The sequence below is a fragment of the Actinomadura sp. 6N118 genome (genome assembly GCF_044326415.1).
Taxonomy (GTDB): Bacteria; Actinomycetota; Actinomycetes; order Streptosporangiales; family Streptosporangiaceae; genus Spirillospora.
The window spans coordinates 154717-172230 of the sequence record NZ_JBIRAZ010000014.1; the positions used below are offsets into that span (position 1 = coordinate 154717).

General features: G+C 67.8%; 11 protein-coding genes. 1 reads left to right on the forward strand and 10 read right to left on the reverse strand.

The window, feature by feature from the left end; translation table 11 throughout:
* The first annotated feature begins 9 nt into the window (after positions 1–9).
* Positions 10–639 carry a TetR/AcrR family transcriptional regulator gene (locus tag ACH34W_RS33080; protein WP_395965073.1) on the forward strand — a complete coding sequence of 210 codons (630 nt, stop codon included), beginning with the start codon at positions 10–12 and terminating at the stop codon, positions 637–639.
* Here ACH34W_RS33080 and ACH34W_RS33085 read toward each other — a convergent pair.
* The 10 genes from ACH34W_RS33085 to ACH34W_RS33130 are packed head-to-tail and all read right to left on the reverse strand — an operon-like array spanning position 595 to position 17382.
* Complete coding sequence (locus ACH34W_RS33085) at positions 595–2094, reverse strand: amidase (protein ID WP_395965074.1); 1500 nt, start codon at positions 2092–2094, stop codon at positions 595–597. The two genes, ACH34W_RS33080 and ACH34W_RS33085, sit on opposite strands and share 45 nt — an antisense overlap.
* Complete coding sequence (locus ACH34W_RS33090; protein WP_395965075.1) at positions 2069–5893, reverse strand: type I polyketide synthase; 3825 nt, start codon at positions 5891–5893, stop codon at positions 2069–2071. Before ACH34W_RS33090 ends, ACH34W_RS33085 begins: the two co-directional genes overlap by 26 nt.
* On the reverse strand, positions 5890–9840 hold the full coding sequence (locus ACH34W_RS33095) for an SDR family NAD(P)-dependent oxidoreductase (RefSeq protein WP_395965076.1): 3951 nt from the start codon (positions 9838–9840) through the stop codon (positions 5890–5892). Before ACH34W_RS33095 ends, ACH34W_RS33090 begins: the two co-directional genes overlap by 4 nt.
* On the reverse strand, positions 9830–10672 hold the full coding sequence (locus tag ACH34W_RS33100) for an LLM class F420-dependent oxidoreductase (RefSeq protein ID WP_395965077.1): 843 nt from the start codon (positions 10670–10672) through the stop codon (positions 9830–9832). The genes ACH34W_RS33095 and ACH34W_RS33100 overlap by 11 nt, the downstream gene beginning before the upstream one ends.
* Positions 10673–10688: 16 nt before the next feature.
* Positions 10689–12245: a type I polyketide synthase gene (locus ACH34W_RS33105; RefSeq protein WP_395965078.1), complete on the reverse strand. Its 1557-nt coding sequence runs from the start codon at positions 12243–12245 to the stop codon at positions 10689–10691.
* Between the two features lie 8 nt (positions 12246–12253).
* Positions 12254–13954 carry a fatty acyl-AMP ligase gene (locus ACH34W_RS33110; protein WP_395965079.1) on the reverse strand — a complete coding sequence of 567 codons (1701 nt, stop codon included), beginning with the start codon at positions 13952–13954 and terminating at the stop codon, positions 12254–12256.
* Positions 13951–14610, reverse strand: a complete 660-nt coding sequence (locus ACH34W_RS33115) for a class I SAM-dependent methyltransferase (protein WP_395965080.1) — start codon at positions 14608–14610, stop codon at positions 13951–13953. Before ACH34W_RS33115 ends, ACH34W_RS33110 begins: the two co-directional genes overlap by 4 nt.
* Positions 14607–15992: an amidophosphoribosyltransferase gene (gene purF, locus ACH34W_RS33120; protein ID WP_395965081.1), complete on the reverse strand. Its 1386-nt coding sequence runs from the start codon at positions 15990–15992 to the stop codon at positions 14607–14609. The genes ACH34W_RS33115 and purF overlap by 4 nt, the downstream gene beginning before the upstream one ends.
* Positions 15989–16495, reverse strand: coding sequence for a hypothetical protein (locus ACH34W_RS33125; protein WP_395965082.1), 507 nt, complete (start codon positions 16493–16495; stop codon positions 15989–15991). Before ACH34W_RS33125 ends, purF begins: the two co-directional genes overlap by 4 nt.
* On the reverse strand, positions 16492–17382 hold the full coding sequence (locus tag ACH34W_RS33130; protein WP_395965083.1) for a hypothetical protein: 891 nt from the start codon (positions 17380–17382) through the stop codon (positions 16492–16494). Before ACH34W_RS33130 ends, ACH34W_RS33125 begins: the two co-directional genes overlap by 4 nt.
* Between the last annotated feature and the right edge of the window lie 132 nt (positions 17383–17514).

The window sequence follows — 17514 nt, forward strand, 5'->3', positions numbered from 1 at the left end:
ATTGGGCTCATGGGATCCTCACGGGGCACGAAAGAGCGGATCCTCGACGCGGCCGAGCGACTGTTCGGCGAACGAGGCTTCGCCGGGACGTCGCTTCGCGCGGTGACCGAGGCGGCGGCGGTCAATGTGGCGGCGGTGAACTACCACTTCCGCTCCAAGGAAGGATTGCTGCGCGCGGTGGTCCGGCGCGCGATGGCGGCGGTCAACGAAGATCGCGAACGGCGTCTGGACGAGTTGCAGAGCCGGGGCGCCAAGCCCGCCGCGGAGGATCTCGTCCGGGCGTTCATCGAGCCCGCCGTGAGCCTGGAGGAGCGGCATGGCGAGCGCGCCGGCAGCGTCGCCCGCTTCGTGAGCCAGGTGATGTTCGAGCCGGAACCCGAGATCCGGCAACTGTTCGCCGCCGAGGTCGGCCCCGCTGAAGGTCGCTACCTGGATGCCCTCATCGAGGCCCTCCCCCAGTTGCCCGCCGGCGAGGTCGCCTTCCGCTACCGGGCCATGGTCGGATTGCTGGCCCTCCACCAGATCGGAACGCTCTCGGATTTGCAGCCTTTCGACCGCCGGCCGAAGGACCGAGCTGCCGATGAGGCACAGCGGCTAATCAATCTGATCATCGGAGCCGTCACCGCCCCCGCGAGCTGACTCGTAGGCATGGGCGACGCGGTAGAGCGTGGACTCCGCATGTCTTCGGGCGATGAACTGCATGCCCACCGGGAGCCCGTCGCGCACGCCGCACGGCACGCTGAGGGCCGGATGACCTGAGGCGTTGCTTGGAACGACATTGAGCACCATCTCGAAGGCCCGCCGGACATCCTCCTCCGGTGAATCTTGGGGTGACGGCAGTTCCGTGGCCTTCATCGGCGTGGTCGGCATCACCAGCACGTCGTAGTTCGCCAGCGCATCGTCGTATGCGTCAGCCAGAGCATGAGCGAGCCGCTGCGCTTTCTTATGGGTCACGCCGCCGTGCCTTCTACGGAAGACGTTCCCCATGACCATGGCCACCTTGACGGGACGAGGAAACTCCGCCGTGTTGGACCGCCAGCCACGCAAGGCTTGAGCCAGGCCGGTCGCGGAGTCCTCTCCCCCGAGAGCGGCCGCGAGCAACTGGTCGACGTGGCCCTCCAGGGCGATGGCATCCCAGACGGCGACGCCGAGCTGGTGGGCAGGGACGACGACGTCCTCAACATGAGCACCCAGAATCCGCATGACGTCACATGACCCACGGACGGTGTCCGCGACATCGGCGTCCAGATCGGGCAGCTCGAAGCCCTCTTTGACGACGCCGACGCGCATGCCCGCGCACTCACCGGTCAACGCGGCCGAGTACGAGTGCTCGGGCTTGGTGCTCGCGCCCACCAGGACGTCCAAAAGCAGGGCGTTGTCCGCTACCGTCGCGGTGATCGGGCCGACATCGTCAAGGCTCGATTCCAGCGGCAGGATCCCGGCGTAGGGGATCAGCCCGTGCGTCGGTTTCAGCCCGACCATCCCGGACCAGGCGGCCGGTATCCGCACCGAGCCACTGGCGTCCGTGCCCACCGCCAGGTCAGCGGCGCCAGACGCGACGAGAGCCGCCGCGCCTGAAGCAGCGCCGCCGGATGAGTGTGTCGGCCGTCGAGGATTGCGCACTGGTCCGGCGGCGTTGGTGTGCGATCCGTTGGGGATGCCGAGGTACTCGCAATGCGCCTTGCCTGTGATCGTCGCGCCCGAGTCGAGCAGCCGGTTGACGATGGTGGCGTCGCGATCGGGCCGGAACCCGCGCAGGAACGAGGTTCCGATGGCCATCGGAACCTCGGCCAGGCAGATGTTGTCGCTCAGCGCGACAGACCGGCCTGTGAGCGGACCCTGGGCCTCGGCCCGGATCTCGGTGCGTGCTTGCCAGGCCCCGTGTTCGTTCTCGTCAGGCTCAGGTTGCCACCACCCACGGTGGGGAACGCGCAGAGCGGGCTTGGGTTCACCGGCGGTCTCGATGAACTCGTACGCCTCCAGGTCGGGCCCCATGAACGACCGGTAGAAGTCGCAATCGGCCGCTGTCAGATCGAAGCCGAGCTCTGCGGCAGCGGCCAGGATCTCGTCATCGGTCGGTTGACGCGGGGACATCGGCACTCCTTGAGCCGTCGTCGGACGGGACGAGCAGACTCAGCGCCTGCACGGTGTGATCGCGCATCCGGGTCACGGCTGCTTCGGGCACACGACCACCGTCGAACCACCAGTCGATGTGGAGCCGCCGACGCTTGCGATAGCAGCGCACGTCGACGGCGTGCCCGAAGGCCAACGGCGGCCCACCGACCGGGGCGTCGGCGGATGGTCTCTCTGTCAAGGGGCCATCCGTCAGGTCGGCTCCGATGGAGATGGCTCCGCAGTCGCTGAAGACGATGTCGGGCACTGGAAGTTCGCGCATCACTTCCGTCGTAGGGCCGTGCATGTACCTGAGCACTCCATAGCCAAGCCCCTGGCCGGGCACAGCCCCCAGAATCTCCTCGGCCAGACCGAGAACGGTGGCCGGTTTCCCCTGTGCTGGGATGGCGACGGGAAAGACGGTCGTGAGGTTCCCGAGGGTTCTGCTGAGGTCGATGCTGCCCGGAGTCTCCTTGCGGATGTTCGCCGCGACGTCGAGCAATGCGTTCGGTCGATCAGTGACTCTGGCTTGAGCCATCGCGAGCGCACTCAGCACGATGCCCCGTACGGTCTGCTGGCTGGATCGCGCTGCGGCGCGGACGGCGGCGGTGACTGCTTGATCGGAGACGTGCGAGAGACAGCGGATGTCATCCCCGCGACGATGACCGTTGGATCCGGTCGGCGAGCCCGGCTGGAACGGGCCGGTGTTCGCGTCGGCGAGAAGGGCTGTCCAGTGCTCACGCTCGCGCATCACCTCCGGGTCATGAGCAAGGGATGCGACGTGTCCGGCCCAGGCGGACCACGGCATGCCCACTGACGGCAGGTCCACGTCCTGCTCTGTGAGCAGTTGCCGACAAGCCGTGGACAGATCTTCGGCGAGCAGCCGCCGCGCCGCGGGATCGACGACCGCCGGATGCGGTATGACGGCGAGCTGCCGCCCCTGGCCGCCGGGCTGTTCCAGGACCGCTGCGGGCAGCGAGGGCCGCCGGTCTTCGCGGCGACGGGACAGTTGCGTGAGCTCGTCCAGTGTCATCACCGGCGGTTCGTGTTCGTCGGCAACGCGCTGTTCCCAAACACCCCCGTGCTTCTCGAAGTCCATCGTGAGCGCCTCGTGGTGTCGGCGCACGTGCGCCAGGGCCCGCCCCAGGAGTGCAGGGTCGATCTCGCTTCCGAGATCGAAGACCATCGCTTCTCCGTGTGCGGCATCAGCTCCGATCACCTGAAGTTGGGTCGGCGTCAACGGCACCCATTCCTTAGGTTCTGTCGAGGTGACCGAGTCGTGCCGTCGCTTGGCCGAGCCGCCGAATGCCGACGTCCGCTCCACCACCTGAGCCAGCTTCGCCACCGTGGGGTTCCGTTGAATGTCTTTGGGAGCCAGGTGGATTCCAAGCGACCGGGCTCGCGCCACGATCTGCGCCGCCATGACGGAGTCGCCGCCCGACTCGAAGAAGTTGTCGTCCACGCCGATGCGCTCCACACGCAAGGCCCGTGACAACAACGCGACCAGAAGGTCTTCGGTCGACTCAGCGGAAGGTGTCGACTCAGCGGAAGGTACTGCCTCCGCTGCCTGAGGAGTGGGCGTTTTCGTGGCATACGCGGAATCCACCCAGTAGCGGTTCCGCCTGAAGGGATAGCCAGGCAGCGGCGTCCGCCTAACGGTCGTTTCTTCATCGGCGAAGCCCCATTGAATGGACGCTCCGGCGCTCCAGAGTCTTCCGAGGATGCTGAGAAAGCCACAGGGCTCGGCGACGCCAGGCGCGACCGCCACCACAAGGCGTTCTCCCTCTGCGCCATCCGGGTCGATGTCCTCCGCCGGAAGCATGGGGATCCTTCCAGACGCGGCCTCCAGGTCGGCTGTTTCGAGACCCACGTCGATCATCCTCACGGCACTGGCGAGATCGATCGTCTCGGTGAAGCACGCCGCGGCGATCAGGCCCGCGCCTGTACCCGCGACCGCCGATGCCTGCAGGCCGTACGACTCCAGTGCCCTGCCCATCGCGTACTCGATGGCGAAGGACGCCGCGTCGGCGAAGGTGCCCTCGGCCTCGTTCCCGCCTGCCGGCATCGAACGCAGATCCACGGCCAAGTGCTCACGCACCGCTTCCGCACAGCGATCGAACGGCTCGGCGAACGCCGGCTCGGCCCGATACAGATCCGCGGCCACGTGCATGCGGGTGCCCGCTGCGCCGGGGAAGAGCAGCACGATCTCCTTCGACGCCTCGAAGGGATCGTGATCGGCCAGCGCTTCGGCGGCACCCTCGGCGGTGGAGGCCACGACCGTCGTACGCGTGGAGAAGTGGCGCCTGCCCTCGGCAAGCGTGAACGCCACGTCCGCAAGATCGGTATCCGGCCGGCCACGGAGATGCCCGGCGAGGTCTTCGCAGACCTCGGACAGTTCCGCGGGAGTGCGTCCGCTGACCAGAAGCACCTGATCCCTGGACGGCGCGCTCCCGGCCGGCTTCGGCTCGGCCTCCTCCAGAACGACGTGCACACTCGTCCCGCCGACCCCGAGCGAGCTCAGACCGGCACGGCGTGGGGCTTCGCTCTCCCATTCCGCGAGCCGATCCTGAACGTGGAACGGCGTGTCCGCCAGGTGCAGCTCGGGATTCGGCTCGGTGAAGTGCACGGTGGGTACGAGCGTGCGGTGTTCCAGCGAGAGCACGGCCTTGAGGAGCCCAGCGATGCCGGCTGCCACTTCGCAGTGTCCGATGTTGCCCTTCACCGATCCGATGGCGCAATGGGCGTCCGCTGCGCGCTCACCGAATCCGCTGTTCAGGGCCGCGACTTCCACAGGGTCCCCCAGCGCCGTACCGGTCCCATGAGCCTCCACGTACCCCACGGTGGCGGAATCGACGTCCGCCACTGCGAGTGCCTCGGCGATGACGGCGGCCTGCATCTCCACGCTGGGAGCGGCGTAGCCCATCTTCAGTGAGCCGTCATTGTTGACCGCCGAACCCCGGATGACGGCACGGATGTGGTCGCCGTCTGCGATCGCGTCGGCCAGCCGCTTGAGGACGACGACACCGCCTCCACTGGTGAAGACCGTCCCGTTCCCTTGCACATCGAACGGCCGGCAATGACCATCTGGCGAGATGGTGGTTTCCGCGTCGGCCGTATAGCCGGCCCGGGCCGGTATCCGGACGGTCATGGCGCCGGCCAGCGCCATGTCCGCCTCCCCGCACAACAGACTCTGGCAAGCCAGGTGGACGGCGACGAGACCGCTTGAACAGGCCGTCTGCACGGTGATCGCTGGACCATGCAGATCCAGCGCGTGAGCCACCTGGGTGGCGAAGAAATTAGGATCGCTGAAGGTCAGCCCCTGCATGAGCTCAGCGGAGGTACCTGCTCCGATCAGCTCGTGCAGATCGTGATGGGACAGCACGTTGTAGGGGTAATAGGTCCCGAACGAGCCGGTGCCGAACACGCCGATGGAACCGTCGCAGCGCTGCGGGTCGTACGCGGCGTCCTCCAGCGCATGCCAGCAGCTCTGGAGGAAGAGCCGTTGCTGCGGATCCATCAGCTCGGCGACCCGCTCGGAGAAGCCAAAGAAGTCCGCGTCGAACTCGTCGTAGCCCTGCAGTGGACCGGCACGTCGCACGTAGGCGGGATTGTGCAGGACCGATTCCGGTACGCCTTCCTCGCGCAGTACGGCGTCGTCGAGAGTTTCCAGGCAGTCTCGTCCATCACAGAGATTGCGCCAGTACTCGTCGATGTCCCGGGCCCCCGGAAACCGTCCAGAGAGCCCGATGACCGCAACGCCGTCCACTGTCTCGACGCTCATTGCCGTTTCCTCCTTCGGGTTCGCTGCGTGGCAAGGCGCTGCGCTCGCACCTCCGCTCGTTGAGCCGCCTGGCCAGTTGCCATCTCGCCCGTCGTCGCCTCGCCCCTCATCGGCTGGTCCTCCCGAACACCAGGCGCGGGACCCAACTGGGCGAGGAGCTCATTGCGCAGATCGTTCACGCTCGCCCCTTGGAGCAGCCGCGACACAGGGATGTCGGTGCCGAAGCCGACGTGCAGCGCTCCCTTGATCCTTGTCGCCGCCATGGAATCCAGGCCCACCTCGACGAGCGGCCGGTCAGTGGCGAGTTCCGCATCGTCGAACCCCATGACCTGGCAGACGCTGCGATGAATCTGCTCACCAACGACTCGGTGACGGTCTTCGGCTTCGAGTCCTTCCAGATCAGCCCGGTTGATGGCCGCCGGCGACGCGGTGGCCGCAAGGCGGGCCAGGTAGGTCGACCGCCTCGCGTGCGGAAAGGCGTCGGCGAAGTCCGCGCCCAGTCTGGCGACCGCCGCCACGGGCACATCCCTGGTGATCAGTTCCGAGAGAGCCGCGAGCCCTTCGCGCGGATGCAGTCCGCCGACCCCGTTCAGCGTGACGTCGCGTACTCGGCCCACTTCAGACCACGGCCCCCACGCCACCGCCTGTGCGGGAAGCCCGCAGGAACGGCGCCACATCACAAGGGAGTCGAGAAAGCTGTTGGCGGCGGCATAGTTGGCCTGGCCGGGAGATCCGGTGAGGCCGGCGAGCGAGGAGCAGCAGACCCACCAGTCCAGTTCGCGCTCGGCGGTGGCGAGATGGAGCTGCCATGCGCCTGCCGCCTTCGGCGACCACGCACGGTGGAGCCGGACAGCGTCGAGTTCGATCATTGCCACGTCGTCCAGGACCATCGCGGCGTGTACCGCGCCCCGGAGCGTGACGCCGTCGCCCTCGGCAGCGCGCACCATTTCGTCGGCGACACCGGGCTGCGTGATGTCTCCCCGGACGACCGCCACCTGGGTACCCCGTGCCTCGATCTCCGCGATCACCCTGCACGCCTGTTCGTCAGGCGTCGAGCGGCCGTTGAGCACCAGCCGTCCGGCGCCGTGTCCCGCCAGCCAGCGGGCTGTGGCCAGGCCGAGCCCGCCAAGCCCACCCGTGATCAGGTACGACGCCCCTGGATGCACCAACGGCCGGACCGGCGGCGCCAGCCGGTCGGGCTCGATGCGCGTCAACCGGGCCAGTCGCCGGGAACCGTCGTGCCAGGACAGCTCGTCACCTGGCGCCCCCGACCTGAGTTCCTCAGCCAGCAGTGAGGCATGCTCGTCTGGATCGACCTTGATGAGCGTCGCCAGGAGCTCCGGATGTTCAGCCCGCATGGTCCGTAGCAGGCCGCCCATGCCAGCCTGGCTGAGCTCGTTTCCACGCGAGACCACGAACACGCGCGGGAGATCATCGGCTTTACCGCGGCGGAGGAGCGGGGCCACCATCATCACCATCGCCAGGACACGTTGCTCGGCATCGCATACGGACTTGTCTCCGTTCCCGAGCACGACGATTCCGCCATAGTGGCGGTCGAGATTCTCCGGAAGGCCAGGTCCAGGTCTCAGATCAGCTGACAGCTCGGACGCCAGTTCCGTTGCGAACTCGTCGCCCCCATGAGCGCCGCAGACCAGCCATTCCTTGGTCGTCTGCCCGCGCCCGCTCTCTGCACGAGGCACCGGCTCCTCTTCAACGACGTAGAGGAGGTCCTGCAGTGGCACAGGGAGTTCCTCCTCGTCGATGCACCGGATCTCCACGCCGTTCAGCGCCGCGATCTGCCGACCCGACTTGTCGAAGACATTCACATCCGCCTTGCCGTCTTCCATGTGCGCGCTGCAGACGACCTCGCCCGTCGGCTCGCCGAACAGTCGCAACCGGCCGATGCCGGTGGGCAGGTGGACGCCTTCGGCACCCTCGGGAAGCAACGCCATGACGCCGTGGAGACAGGCATCGAGCAGGGCCGGATGGAAGGAGAACCGCCGATCGGCTTGCAGCGCCTCAGGGCGCCTTATCCGGTACAACGCGCTGCCGTCGGCTGCACTCACAGACTCAAGGCCCGTGAACGCGGGACCATAGGAGATCCCCATCTCATTGAGCCTGGTGTACGTCGCCGAGGCATCACTCTGCTGAGGCTGACGGCGAGCAAGCTCATCGAGCGATGCGACGGCGGGCTTGTTCTCCCGCTGGACGCTCAGCCCGGCCGTCGCGTGGACGACAGGCGTTCCGCCCTGGTCGGTCACGATCTCGAGGTCGGCCCGGCCCTCGTGCTCAGCGATCAGGTTCGTCGTGACGGTGACCGGCCGGTCGATCGGCAACACCCGCCGGTAGGCGAGCTCGGTGACCGTGATGTCCGGCGTACCGACCTTGAAGACCTCGGCGGCAGCTGCGACTGCCATCTCCGCGTAAGCCGTACCGGGCATCACCACCGTGCCGCCCACGTTGTGGTCGTTGAGCCAGCCGAGAGTCTCCGGATCGATGTGCGCCTGCCAGACATGACGTACGGACTGCCCAGGAAGCCTCATGTACGAGCCGAGAAGCGGATGTTCATCCGGTGAGCGTGTCCGCACGTTGCCATTCGTTTCGTACGGAGGGAAATGCTGGTGCTGCCAGGCGTTGACCGGCAGGTCCTGCAGTCGACCGTCGGGGTACTGGCGGCTCCAGTCCACCGGCACACCCTGAGCGCTCAACTCGGCGAAGGCACTCGGCAGCGACCGTGTCGAGGATTCGCCCCGGCGCATGGTGCCGACGACGACGGCGTTCTCAACGCCGCTGTCCCAGAGCGTCTCGCCGATCGCCCGGGTGAGGAGCGGATGCGGGGACAGCTCGACGAAGACTCTCAGGCCGTCTTCGGCAGCCGCCTTCACGCTCTGAGTCATGCGCACCGGTTCGCGCAGGTTGGCAGCCCAGTAGCGGGCGTCGAACGGAGGCCGCGAGCGTGGATCCGCCGATGTTCGTGGATCCGCCGATGTTGTCGGATACCAGGTGACGACCGGCTCCCGCGGTTTCACATCCGCGAGTTCGTCGACGACGAGAGGAAGCACCGGGTCCACGAACCGGCTATGAGCAGCCAGCCGGACACCTTCTACGGGATACGCGCCGCGGCCCTGTTCCTCGCACTCCGTGACGAGAGCGTCGACCTCGTCGCGGCTGCCTGCGACGACTGTCGCCCGCGTCGAGGTGTAGACCGCGATCTCCAGACCACGGCTCGCGGCTACGCGGCGCTCCACATCGTCGGCCGGCAGTTCCACCAACGCAGTGGCGCCCTGGCCGACGAGCTCTTCCTCCATGAGTTCGGAGCGGCGGCAGATGACTTCGGCGGCGTCCGTGAGTGACAGGCCGCCGCAGACGGCCGCGGCCGCGACCTCTCCCATCGACTGCCCGATCACGGCGGCGGGGCGTACGCCGTACGCCTGCCACACAGCAGCAAGCCCGACCTGAACCGCAAAGATCGCGGGTTGGAGGAGCCCGGGGCCCGCGCCGTCGAGGTCGTCCGAGGTCAGCAGCTCTCGTAGCGATCGGCCGCGCTCAGCGCTGAACACCGGTTCGAGTTCCTCGACGACGGCCGCGAAGGCCGGCTCGTTGTCCAGGAGCTCGGCCCCCATGCCGGTCCAGTGCGAACCTTGCCCGGAGAACACGAAGACCACGCCGTGGCCGGCGGCATCGAGAACCTCGCCGCAGAAGGCGTCGTCCGGAGTGCGGCCGGAGGCGATCTCCGTGAGCCGCTCGGCCAGTTCCGAACGTTCGTCCGCGTGGACAACGCATCGCGTACGCATTTGTGATCTACGTCTGGCCAGCGTGTAGCCGACGTCGTGCAGGTCGGCGGTGTCGCCGGGACCGCGCAGCCACTCGGCCAGCCGCCCGGCGTTGGCCCGCAGGCCGTCCGGCGATCGACCCGACACCGGGAAGAACAACGATTCAGGGAACACTCTTGATCACGTCCACATACCAGTCGAGCAGGTCGAGGGTCTCCACCCGGTCCAGCGAGGGCAGCACGAACAGGCAACGGCTGACCCCGATCTCGGTGTAGTAGGTGATCTCTTCCTCGTCGGCCCCGGCGCCGACCAGCGTGACGGGGACCGGACCGCGCCCCGCTTCCGCGGCGCGCTCGTTCAGCTCCTCGATGCGGTCGGCCAGACCGTCCCCCTCCCGGGCCAGCCACGGCATCCACTCGGCTTCCAGGTCGAGCACCCGGTCGATCGCGCTGGGCCCGTCGACACCCAGCAGGATCGGTGGATGCGGCTTCCGCACGGGCTTGGGGAGGGAGATGATCGGGTCGAACTTGACGTACTCGCCGGAGTACGACGCCTCGTGCTCGGTCCAGATCTGCTTCATGGCGCCCAGATAGTCGCTCAGCCGCCCCATCCGGGTGCGGGGATCGATCCCATGGTTGAGCATCTCTTCCCGCATCCAGCCGGCCCCCGCACCGAAGAGGAATCGCCCGCCCGACACAACGTCCAGGCTGGCCACGGTCTTGGCCAGAATGATCGGGTCGCGTAGCGGCACCTCGCAGATGCCGGTGCCCAGCAGGAGCCGCGACGTGCCGGCGGCCATGGCCGCCAGCATCACGAACTGGTCCAGCCCCTGCATTGCCTCAGGGACCACCTTCATCCCGGTGGGGAAGGGAGTCTGGATGTCGACGGGCACGTGGGTGTGCTCCGGAACGAAGATCGAGTCGAATCCTCGTTCCTCAAGCGCCCGGCCGAGCTCTGCCACTTCGGCCGGCGCGCCGCCGCCAAGCGTCAGTACGCCGAATTTCATGTGTCATGCCTCGCCTTCAGCGGAAGTTCTCGAGTACGGCGTGGGCGTTGGTGCCGCCGAATCCGAAGGAACTGACCCCGGCCAGGCGTGGACGCCCGTTGACGGGCCATTCGGTCACTTCGGTGGGCACCCGGAGGCCGAGATCCGGCAGGCTGATCCGGGGATTCGGCTCGGCGTGGTGGATGGTCGCCGGGATCCGGCCGTGGTGCAGTGCCAGGACCACCTTGATCAGACCGGCGATGCCCGCCGCCGCCTCAAGATGCCCGAGGTTGGACTTGATCGACCCGATCAGCAGCGGATCCTCCGCCGGACGGCGCCCGCCGAGCACCGTTCCCAGGGCCGACGCCTCGATCGGGTCGCCGAGCGGTGTGCCGGTTCCGTGTGCCTCGACATAGCCGATATCCATCGCATCGGCTTTCGCCGCGGCGTAGGCGCGTCGCAGCAGGTCCTGCTGCGCGCCGGGGCTGGGGGCCATCAGGCCGTTCGATCTGCCGTCCTGGTTGACCGCCGATCCACGGATCACGGCGAGCACCCGGTCACCGTCACGAGCTGCGTCGGCGAGCCGCTTGGCCACGATGACCCCGCAGCCCTCACTGCGGACATAACCGTCCGCGTTGACGTCGAAGGGTTTGCAGCGACCGTCGGCCGCCATCGCGCCAGACTGGTCAAAGCCTGCCGTCGGACCTGGTGACAACAGCAGATTGACGCCGCCGACGATCGCCAGGTCGCAGTCCCCCGACATCAGGTTCTGCCTGGCTGTGTGCAGCGCCACCAGCGATGAAGAACACGCCGTGTCGATGGTCAAGCTCGGTCCGCGCAGATCGAGCAGATAGGACAGGCGATTGGCGATGACGCCCGGTGCCGATCCGGTAAGGGTCCAACCAGTGACGTCCGGCACCTCCTCCAAGCGCCGCCGCCCGAAGTCGTCGCTGCATGCGCCCACGAAGACGCCGCTCCGGTCGCCGGCGAGAAGCTCGGGCGCGATACCCGCGTGCTCCAGTGCCTCCCACGCCACTTCGAGGAAGATGCGTTGCTGGGGATCCATCTCCGCGGCCTCGGCCGGAGCGATCCCGAAGAAGCGCGCGTCGAAGCCGGTGACGTCGTCGAGGTAGCCGCCGAAGGGCGTGGTGCTGTCCACGACCGCCGCTGCCGCCGCCGATCGGCTCCGGTAGCCTGCCCAGCGCTCCGCCGGAACCTCGCTGATCGCATCTCTGCCCGCACACAGGAAGCTCCACAGATCAGCCGGAGAGCCGATCCCGCCCGGCAACCGGCAGCCGATGCCGATGACCGCGATGGCCGCCCGGTCGCCTGCGGACCCGGGCCCCGCCGTCGAGCCCGATGGGGCCGCTTCCTCGCCCTGAAGATGGGCGGACAGCAGCCGTATCGTGGGGTGCTCCCAGAGCATCGTGTCGGGAATGTCGCGGCCGAGATGATCCGCCAGCTCGCCCGAGATCGCGACGGCGTCTCGGGAGCGCAGGCCGTACTCATCGAATGGCCGGTCCACATCTATCTCGGCGGGAGTGGTCGCGGCATACGCGGCGACTCGTTCCACCATCCAGGTGCGCAGATCCATCGTTCCCCTCACACCCGGCGGGATGCCAGCCGGCCCGTCCGGTACATCTCGCGGCAGGTGCCGCGCCGGAGCTTGCCGCTGGAGGTCTTGGGAAGGGTGCCGCGTCTGACGAAGACGACATCGTGAACATCGACGTCATGCCGGGACACCACCGCCCGGCGAAGCCGGGTGTGCTGCGCGTCCAGCTCCGCGGTCGTGTCCGGCCGCACCTCCGCGACGATGACCACCTGCTCTTCGGCGCCGGTGTCGATGCCGAACGCCACGACATGGCCGCTGCGGACCGCCTGGCTGTGGTCCTCGACGGTCGACTCGATGTCGACCGGGTGGTGGTTGCGGCCATCGACGATGATGAGGTCCTTGAGCCGCCCGGTGACGAACAGCGACCCGCCGTAGAAGAACCCGAGGTCCCCGGTGCGCAGCCAGCCGGGTTCACCATCGAGGCAGGCGCCGAACACCTCATCGGTGCGTTCACGATCGTTCCAATAACCGTCGCAGACGTTGCTTCCCCGAGCCCAGATCTCACCGACGCGTTCTGGTGCCAGGGTCTGGCCGGTCGAGGGGTCCACGATCCATACGTCCTGATTGGCGGCCGTCCCGCAGCCCACCATGGTGTGCCCGTCAGGACCGTCCGCCGGAGTGCGGCGCACGATGCCGGCACCCAGCTCTGCGCGGTCGAACGTCGCAACCGGCGGTTCGCGGCCGGGCGGATTGCCGGTGACCATCAAGGTGGCCTCGGCCAGGCCGTAGGCGGGCGTGTGCGCTGCGGCCCGGAAGCCGTACGGCGTGTACGCCTCGGTGAAGCGCTCCAGCGAGCGGGCCCGAACAGGTTCTGAGCCGTTGGTCAGGCAGCGCAGCCGGGAGAGGTCGAGCCCGGCCCGCCGGTCCGGGGGGATCCGGTCGACGCACAGGTCGAGCCCGAAGTTGGGGCTGACCGTGTGCGTCGCGCCATGCCGGCTGATCAGATCCAGCCAGCGCCTCGGCTGCTGTACGAAGGCGAACGGAGTCATGTGCACGGCCGGTATGCCGATCGCCAGCGGCAACGTCATGGCGTAGACGAGTCCCATGTCGTGGAAGAACGGCAGCCAGCTGACGAGCGATGAGTCCGGGGTGAAGTCGAACCGGCTCACCAGCTGGTCGACCGCCACCTCCATGTTGCGATGGGTCACCCGTACGCCGGCCGGATGGCGGGTCGAACCCGAGGTGTACTGCAGGTAGGCCGTCGTGTCGCGGGGTGGCACCGGTTTCCACGGAGCGGCAGCATCAAGCTCGAACTCGTCCGCGTGGATCAACCGGAGCGAGTCGTCGAGACCCAGCTCCTCGGGCGTACGGCCCGCCGATTCGACGGTGATGGCCGCCTCGCATTGGGCGTCGGCGATGGCAAGTGCGAGACGGTCACCGTGCCGGAAGGCCTCGGGCATGAAGAGGGGCACCGCGATCACACCGGAGTACAGGCAGGCCAGGAAGCTCGCTACGTACTCCGGGCCGGTCGGGCACAGGATCGTCACACGGCTGCCCGGCGCCACGGTCTCACTCAGCGCGTTGCCGAGCGTGCGGACCCTGGCGTCCAGGTCGCCATAGGTCAGCGGCTCCAGACGGCCATCACCGCCACCGGAATAGTCGGCGAAGGACATGGCGATCTGGTCCGGCCCGGCAAGGGCTCTGTCGTGCACGGTTCCTGCGAGGCCGCCGTCCCAGACAATCTTGTTCATGACTTGGCCCCCTTCGCCTCTCGCAGAGTGGCCACGCCGCCGAAATAAGGGGAACTGGCTGGTGGCCGAGGCCAGGGACGAACCTGGTAGTGCGAAATGCAGAGCTCGAAGCCGAGGCTGCGCATCCGCTCCAACGTCCGCCGGTTGGGGTGGCAACCGAACAACAACCGCCGCATCACCGGGGTGAGCAGGTCCTGGATCGAGCCGCGCACTCCCTCGTCGCGCACATGCTCGAAGAACACCAGCCGGCCACCGGGCTTGAGCACCCGCCTGATTTCGGTGAGGGTGCCGTCAAGGTCAGGGACCATGCACAGTACGAGCGTGCACACGACCGCGTCGAAGGATCCGTCCGGGAAGGGCAGCCGGTCGCCGACCGCGTCGACGACCTCTACCGGCGAGGAGGAGTCGTCGAGCTTGGCGTGCAGCCGGCCTCGCATCGCAGGTGATGGCTCGACCGCCACGACCTCAGCCGCCGACCGGTAGTGCGCGAGGTTCTCACCGGTCCCGGCGCCCACCTCCAGAACACGGCCCGTGACAGGGCCCAGCAGCTCAGCCCTGACAGGGGTGATGACACGTTCGGCCGTCGCGGCGATGCGGTCGTAGTTGCGCGCCATCCAGCGGGAGGCGCGTGTCTCCTGATAGTCGACCTGGGTCATGAGGTCTCCCTAGCGGCCGCCGGAATCTCGGTTGGGTAGCGGCCTGTGAAACAGGCGTTGCAGTACTCGGCCGGGTCTCCGCCGACGGCGTTCTTAAGCCGGTCGAGGGTGAGGAAGGCGATGCTGTCGCAGCCCAGCCGGGCATCCAGCTCGTCGAGTGGCACATTCGCCGCGAGAAGCTCGGCCCGTCGTCCCGTGTCCATTCCGTAGAAGCACGGCCATCGGTACGGCGGTGAGGCGATGCGCACGTGGACTTCACAGGCTCCGGCCTCGCGCAGCATCTCCACGAGCGAGGACATGGTGGTCCCGCGCACGATCGAATCGTCCACGAGCACGACGTCGCGTCCGGCGACAGCCGCCGGGACTGCGGCGAGTTTCCGGCGGATCGCCTGCTCGCGCGCCATCTGGCCCTTGGTGATGAACGATCGGCCGGCGCCGGGGTGGCGGACCAGGCCTTGCACGACGGGCAGGCCCGTCTCGAAGGCGTATCCATCGGCTGCGACCCGGGCCGTTTCCGGAGCCGCGACGACAACGGCGTCTCCGGGCGGTGGTGCGTCCCGGCCCAGCGCACGGCCAGCCCGATGGCGGGCCTCGTACACGTCCAGGCCACCGAACTCGGAGTCGGTCCGGGCGAAGTAGACATACTCGAAGAGGCATCGCGCGGTTCTCGTTCCTGCCCCGGGGAGCCTGTCGCTCTGCACGCCCTGCGTGCTGACTTCCAGAAGTTCACCGGGTCCCAGGTCGCGTACGGGCGCGCCGCCCACGGCCCGGACCGCGGCCGGTTCGGATGCCAGCAACCACGTCTCGCCGAGCTTGCCCAGCCACAGAGGATGGAAGCCTTGTGGGTCCCGCACGCCGATCAGGCGTTCTCCGTCGGAGAGCACCATCGAGTACGCGCCGACCAGTTCTGGCAGGGCCTCGCGGGCCGCGGATGGAAGGGACCGCAGTCCGTCGGCCATCGCGGCGTGCAGGAGCCGTGCCATCACCTCCGTGTCGGTGAGCTCGTCGGGTACGGCGACTCCGAGTTCTCGAGCGGACGTGTGCGGCTCCACAAGCGTGCCGTTGTGCGCCACGGCCACCGGGCGCCCCGGATCGTCCGAGTCGCCGACGATGATGGGCTGGCCGCCCTCGCGGCCGTCCCCAGAGGTCGAATAGCGAACATGGCCGAGAGATCCTGCTCCCCTTGGCAGCCGTTCGTCGGGGAAGGCTTCGGGAACGGTACCGGGGCCCACCCGCTTGATGAGACGGCCCTGGTCCATCACCGCGATCCCTGCTGCCTCCTGGCCCCGATGCTGCAAGGCGATGAGCATGGACCGGACGAGGACTGCCGTGTCGTCGCCGCCCCAGGCCGCGGCCACACCGCATGCTTCGCGGAGCGTCATCGGCGATCACCGCCATGGGCGAGCCAGTCCCCGAAAGCCTCCAGATCGGGCAGGATCACGGACGTGCAGGCGAGCACGGCCAGGTTCTGGCGCATCTGAGTGATCGCGACGACCGTCCGGTCCGCCAGGCAGGCACTGTGCATCTCGACCGCCGTTCCCATGCTCGGCTCGTGCTCAGGCAGCCAGGCGACGCATACGTCGCTGGCCGCAGCGGTCCGGGCGAGGCGGTGGAAGGTGTCGATGAGAGCGGTAAGGCCCGGCCCGGCTTTGTCCCGCTGAACGATCGGCCGGTCAGCGAGTTCGGCGTGTTCCCGGCGGATCAGTTGCTCCTGGGCGCCGATCCAGTCGCGCATCAGGTCGAACGGATCATGGACCACGGCGTCGGGCCGGTATCGGGCGATCTCCGTGCGCAGGGCCCCTCGATACCCCTGGTCGGCATAGGCGGCTCCGCTCCGGGCCCCTTGCATGACTCCGGCGAGGAAGAACGACTGCGCGGTGCTCATTCGCTCACCGCCGAATACTCCGGCCAGACGCGATCGCGCGGCGCGGCCTTGTCGTACAGGACCGCCGAGTCCATGACGAATTCGACGAGGTCCGCCGGAGCGCAGCCGATCGTGTCGGCCATCGGTTCCAGGTCCCGGTCGAAGCCCGCGCTGCCGTACGGGCTGACCGCTCCCTGGTTGTCCTTGGTGATCAGGCGCGAACGATCGACGAGCTGGTCACGCGGGCGCCCGGTGAAGGGCAGCACGATTTCGCGCATCCTGCGGTCGTCGCGATGGACGGTCCTGATGGAGAGGTTGTTCTGCATCGGCGAGACCAGGATCCGGCGCATCAGCCCGTCAGGGGGCGGTACCGGCAGCATGGACGCCGGACGGAAGGTGTAGGCCCGATAGGGCGCGTAGTCCTCGCGGCAAGGCCCGTACCGCAGGTACTCCAGGCGCAGAGATCCATCCAGCGTCCACCAGGTGCCGCGCAGCCGCGACGGAGCGGGCTCACCGTTCCGGCCTGCTCTGATCGGATAGGCGTCCACCTCCGCCCGCACCACCGAATCGACGGCATCGGCTCGTTCCAGGCGCAGCGGAGCGACATGGGGCATGTACGGATCGAGCACGGTGATGGCGGCGGACTCGACATAGAGAGCGGGCACGTGGCCGCCTGAGACCATGAACGTCGCGGTAGGACCGCCCTGCTCTTCGATACGCCTGGCGACCTCGAAGGCCTGCCAGCCGCATCCACGCCCCCACCGCCACTCGGGCGGCTCGCTCCCGTAGAACTGCTGGAGCGAGCCGGCGCTGCTGTAGGGCACGTCGCGGATCACCTCGTCCAGCACCCCGGCAAAGATCGCAGAGTCGTCTCGCAATGGCTTGCGCGCATACTGGTTAATGCGCATATTGCTGCCCCTCCATGGCCGAGCAAGCGTGCTATCAATGTGGCCAATAGTCGCCAAGCTAACATCGGCAAACCAGCGATTCAACTTCTACAAATATGTCGCACTAACAGACGGTGCCAAAGCACCTACGGA

Bases quoted from the DNA above. Each gene is read 5' to 3' on its own strand.
- ACH34W_RS33080 (WP_395965073.1), top strand. From the start codon at position 10: ATGGGATCCTCACGGGGCACGAAAGAGCGGATCCTCGACGCGGCCGAG.
- ACH34W_RS33085 (WP_395965074.1), bottom strand. From the start codon at position 2,094: ATGTCCCCGCGTCAACCGACCGATGACGAGATCCTGGCCGCTGCCGCA.
- ACH34W_RS33090 (WP_395965075.1), bottom strand. From the start codon at position 5,893: ATGAGCGTCGAGACAGTGGACGGCGTTGCGGTCATCGGGCTCTCTGGA.
- ACH34W_RS33100 (WP_395965077.1), bottom strand. From the start codon at position 10,672: ATGAAATTCGGCGTACTGACGCTTGGCGGCGGCGCGCCGGCCGAAGTG.
- ACH34W_RS33105 (WP_395965078.1), bottom strand. From the start codon at position 12,245: ATGGATCTGCGCACCTGGATGGTGGAACGAGTCGCCGCGTATGCCGCG.
- ACH34W_RS33110 (WP_395965079.1), bottom strand. From the start codon at position 13,954: ATGAACAAGATTGTCTGGGACGGCGGCCTCGCAGGAACCGTGCACGAC.
- ACH34W_RS33115 (WP_395965080.1), bottom strand. From the start codon at position 14,610: ATGACCCAGGTCGACTATCAGGAGACACGCGCCTCCCGCTGGATGGCG.
- purF (WP_395965081.1), bottom strand. From the start codon at position 15,992: ATGACGCTCCGCGAAGCATGCGGTGTGGCCGCGGCCTGGGGCGGCGAC.
- ACH34W_RS33125 (WP_395965082.1), bottom strand. From the start codon at position 16,495: ATGAGCACCGCGCAGTCGTTCTTCCTCGCCGGAGTCATGCAAGGGGCC.
- ACH34W_RS33130 (WP_395965083.1), bottom strand. From the start codon at position 17,382: ATGCGCATTAACCAGTATGCGCGCAAGCCATTGCGAGACGACTCTGCG.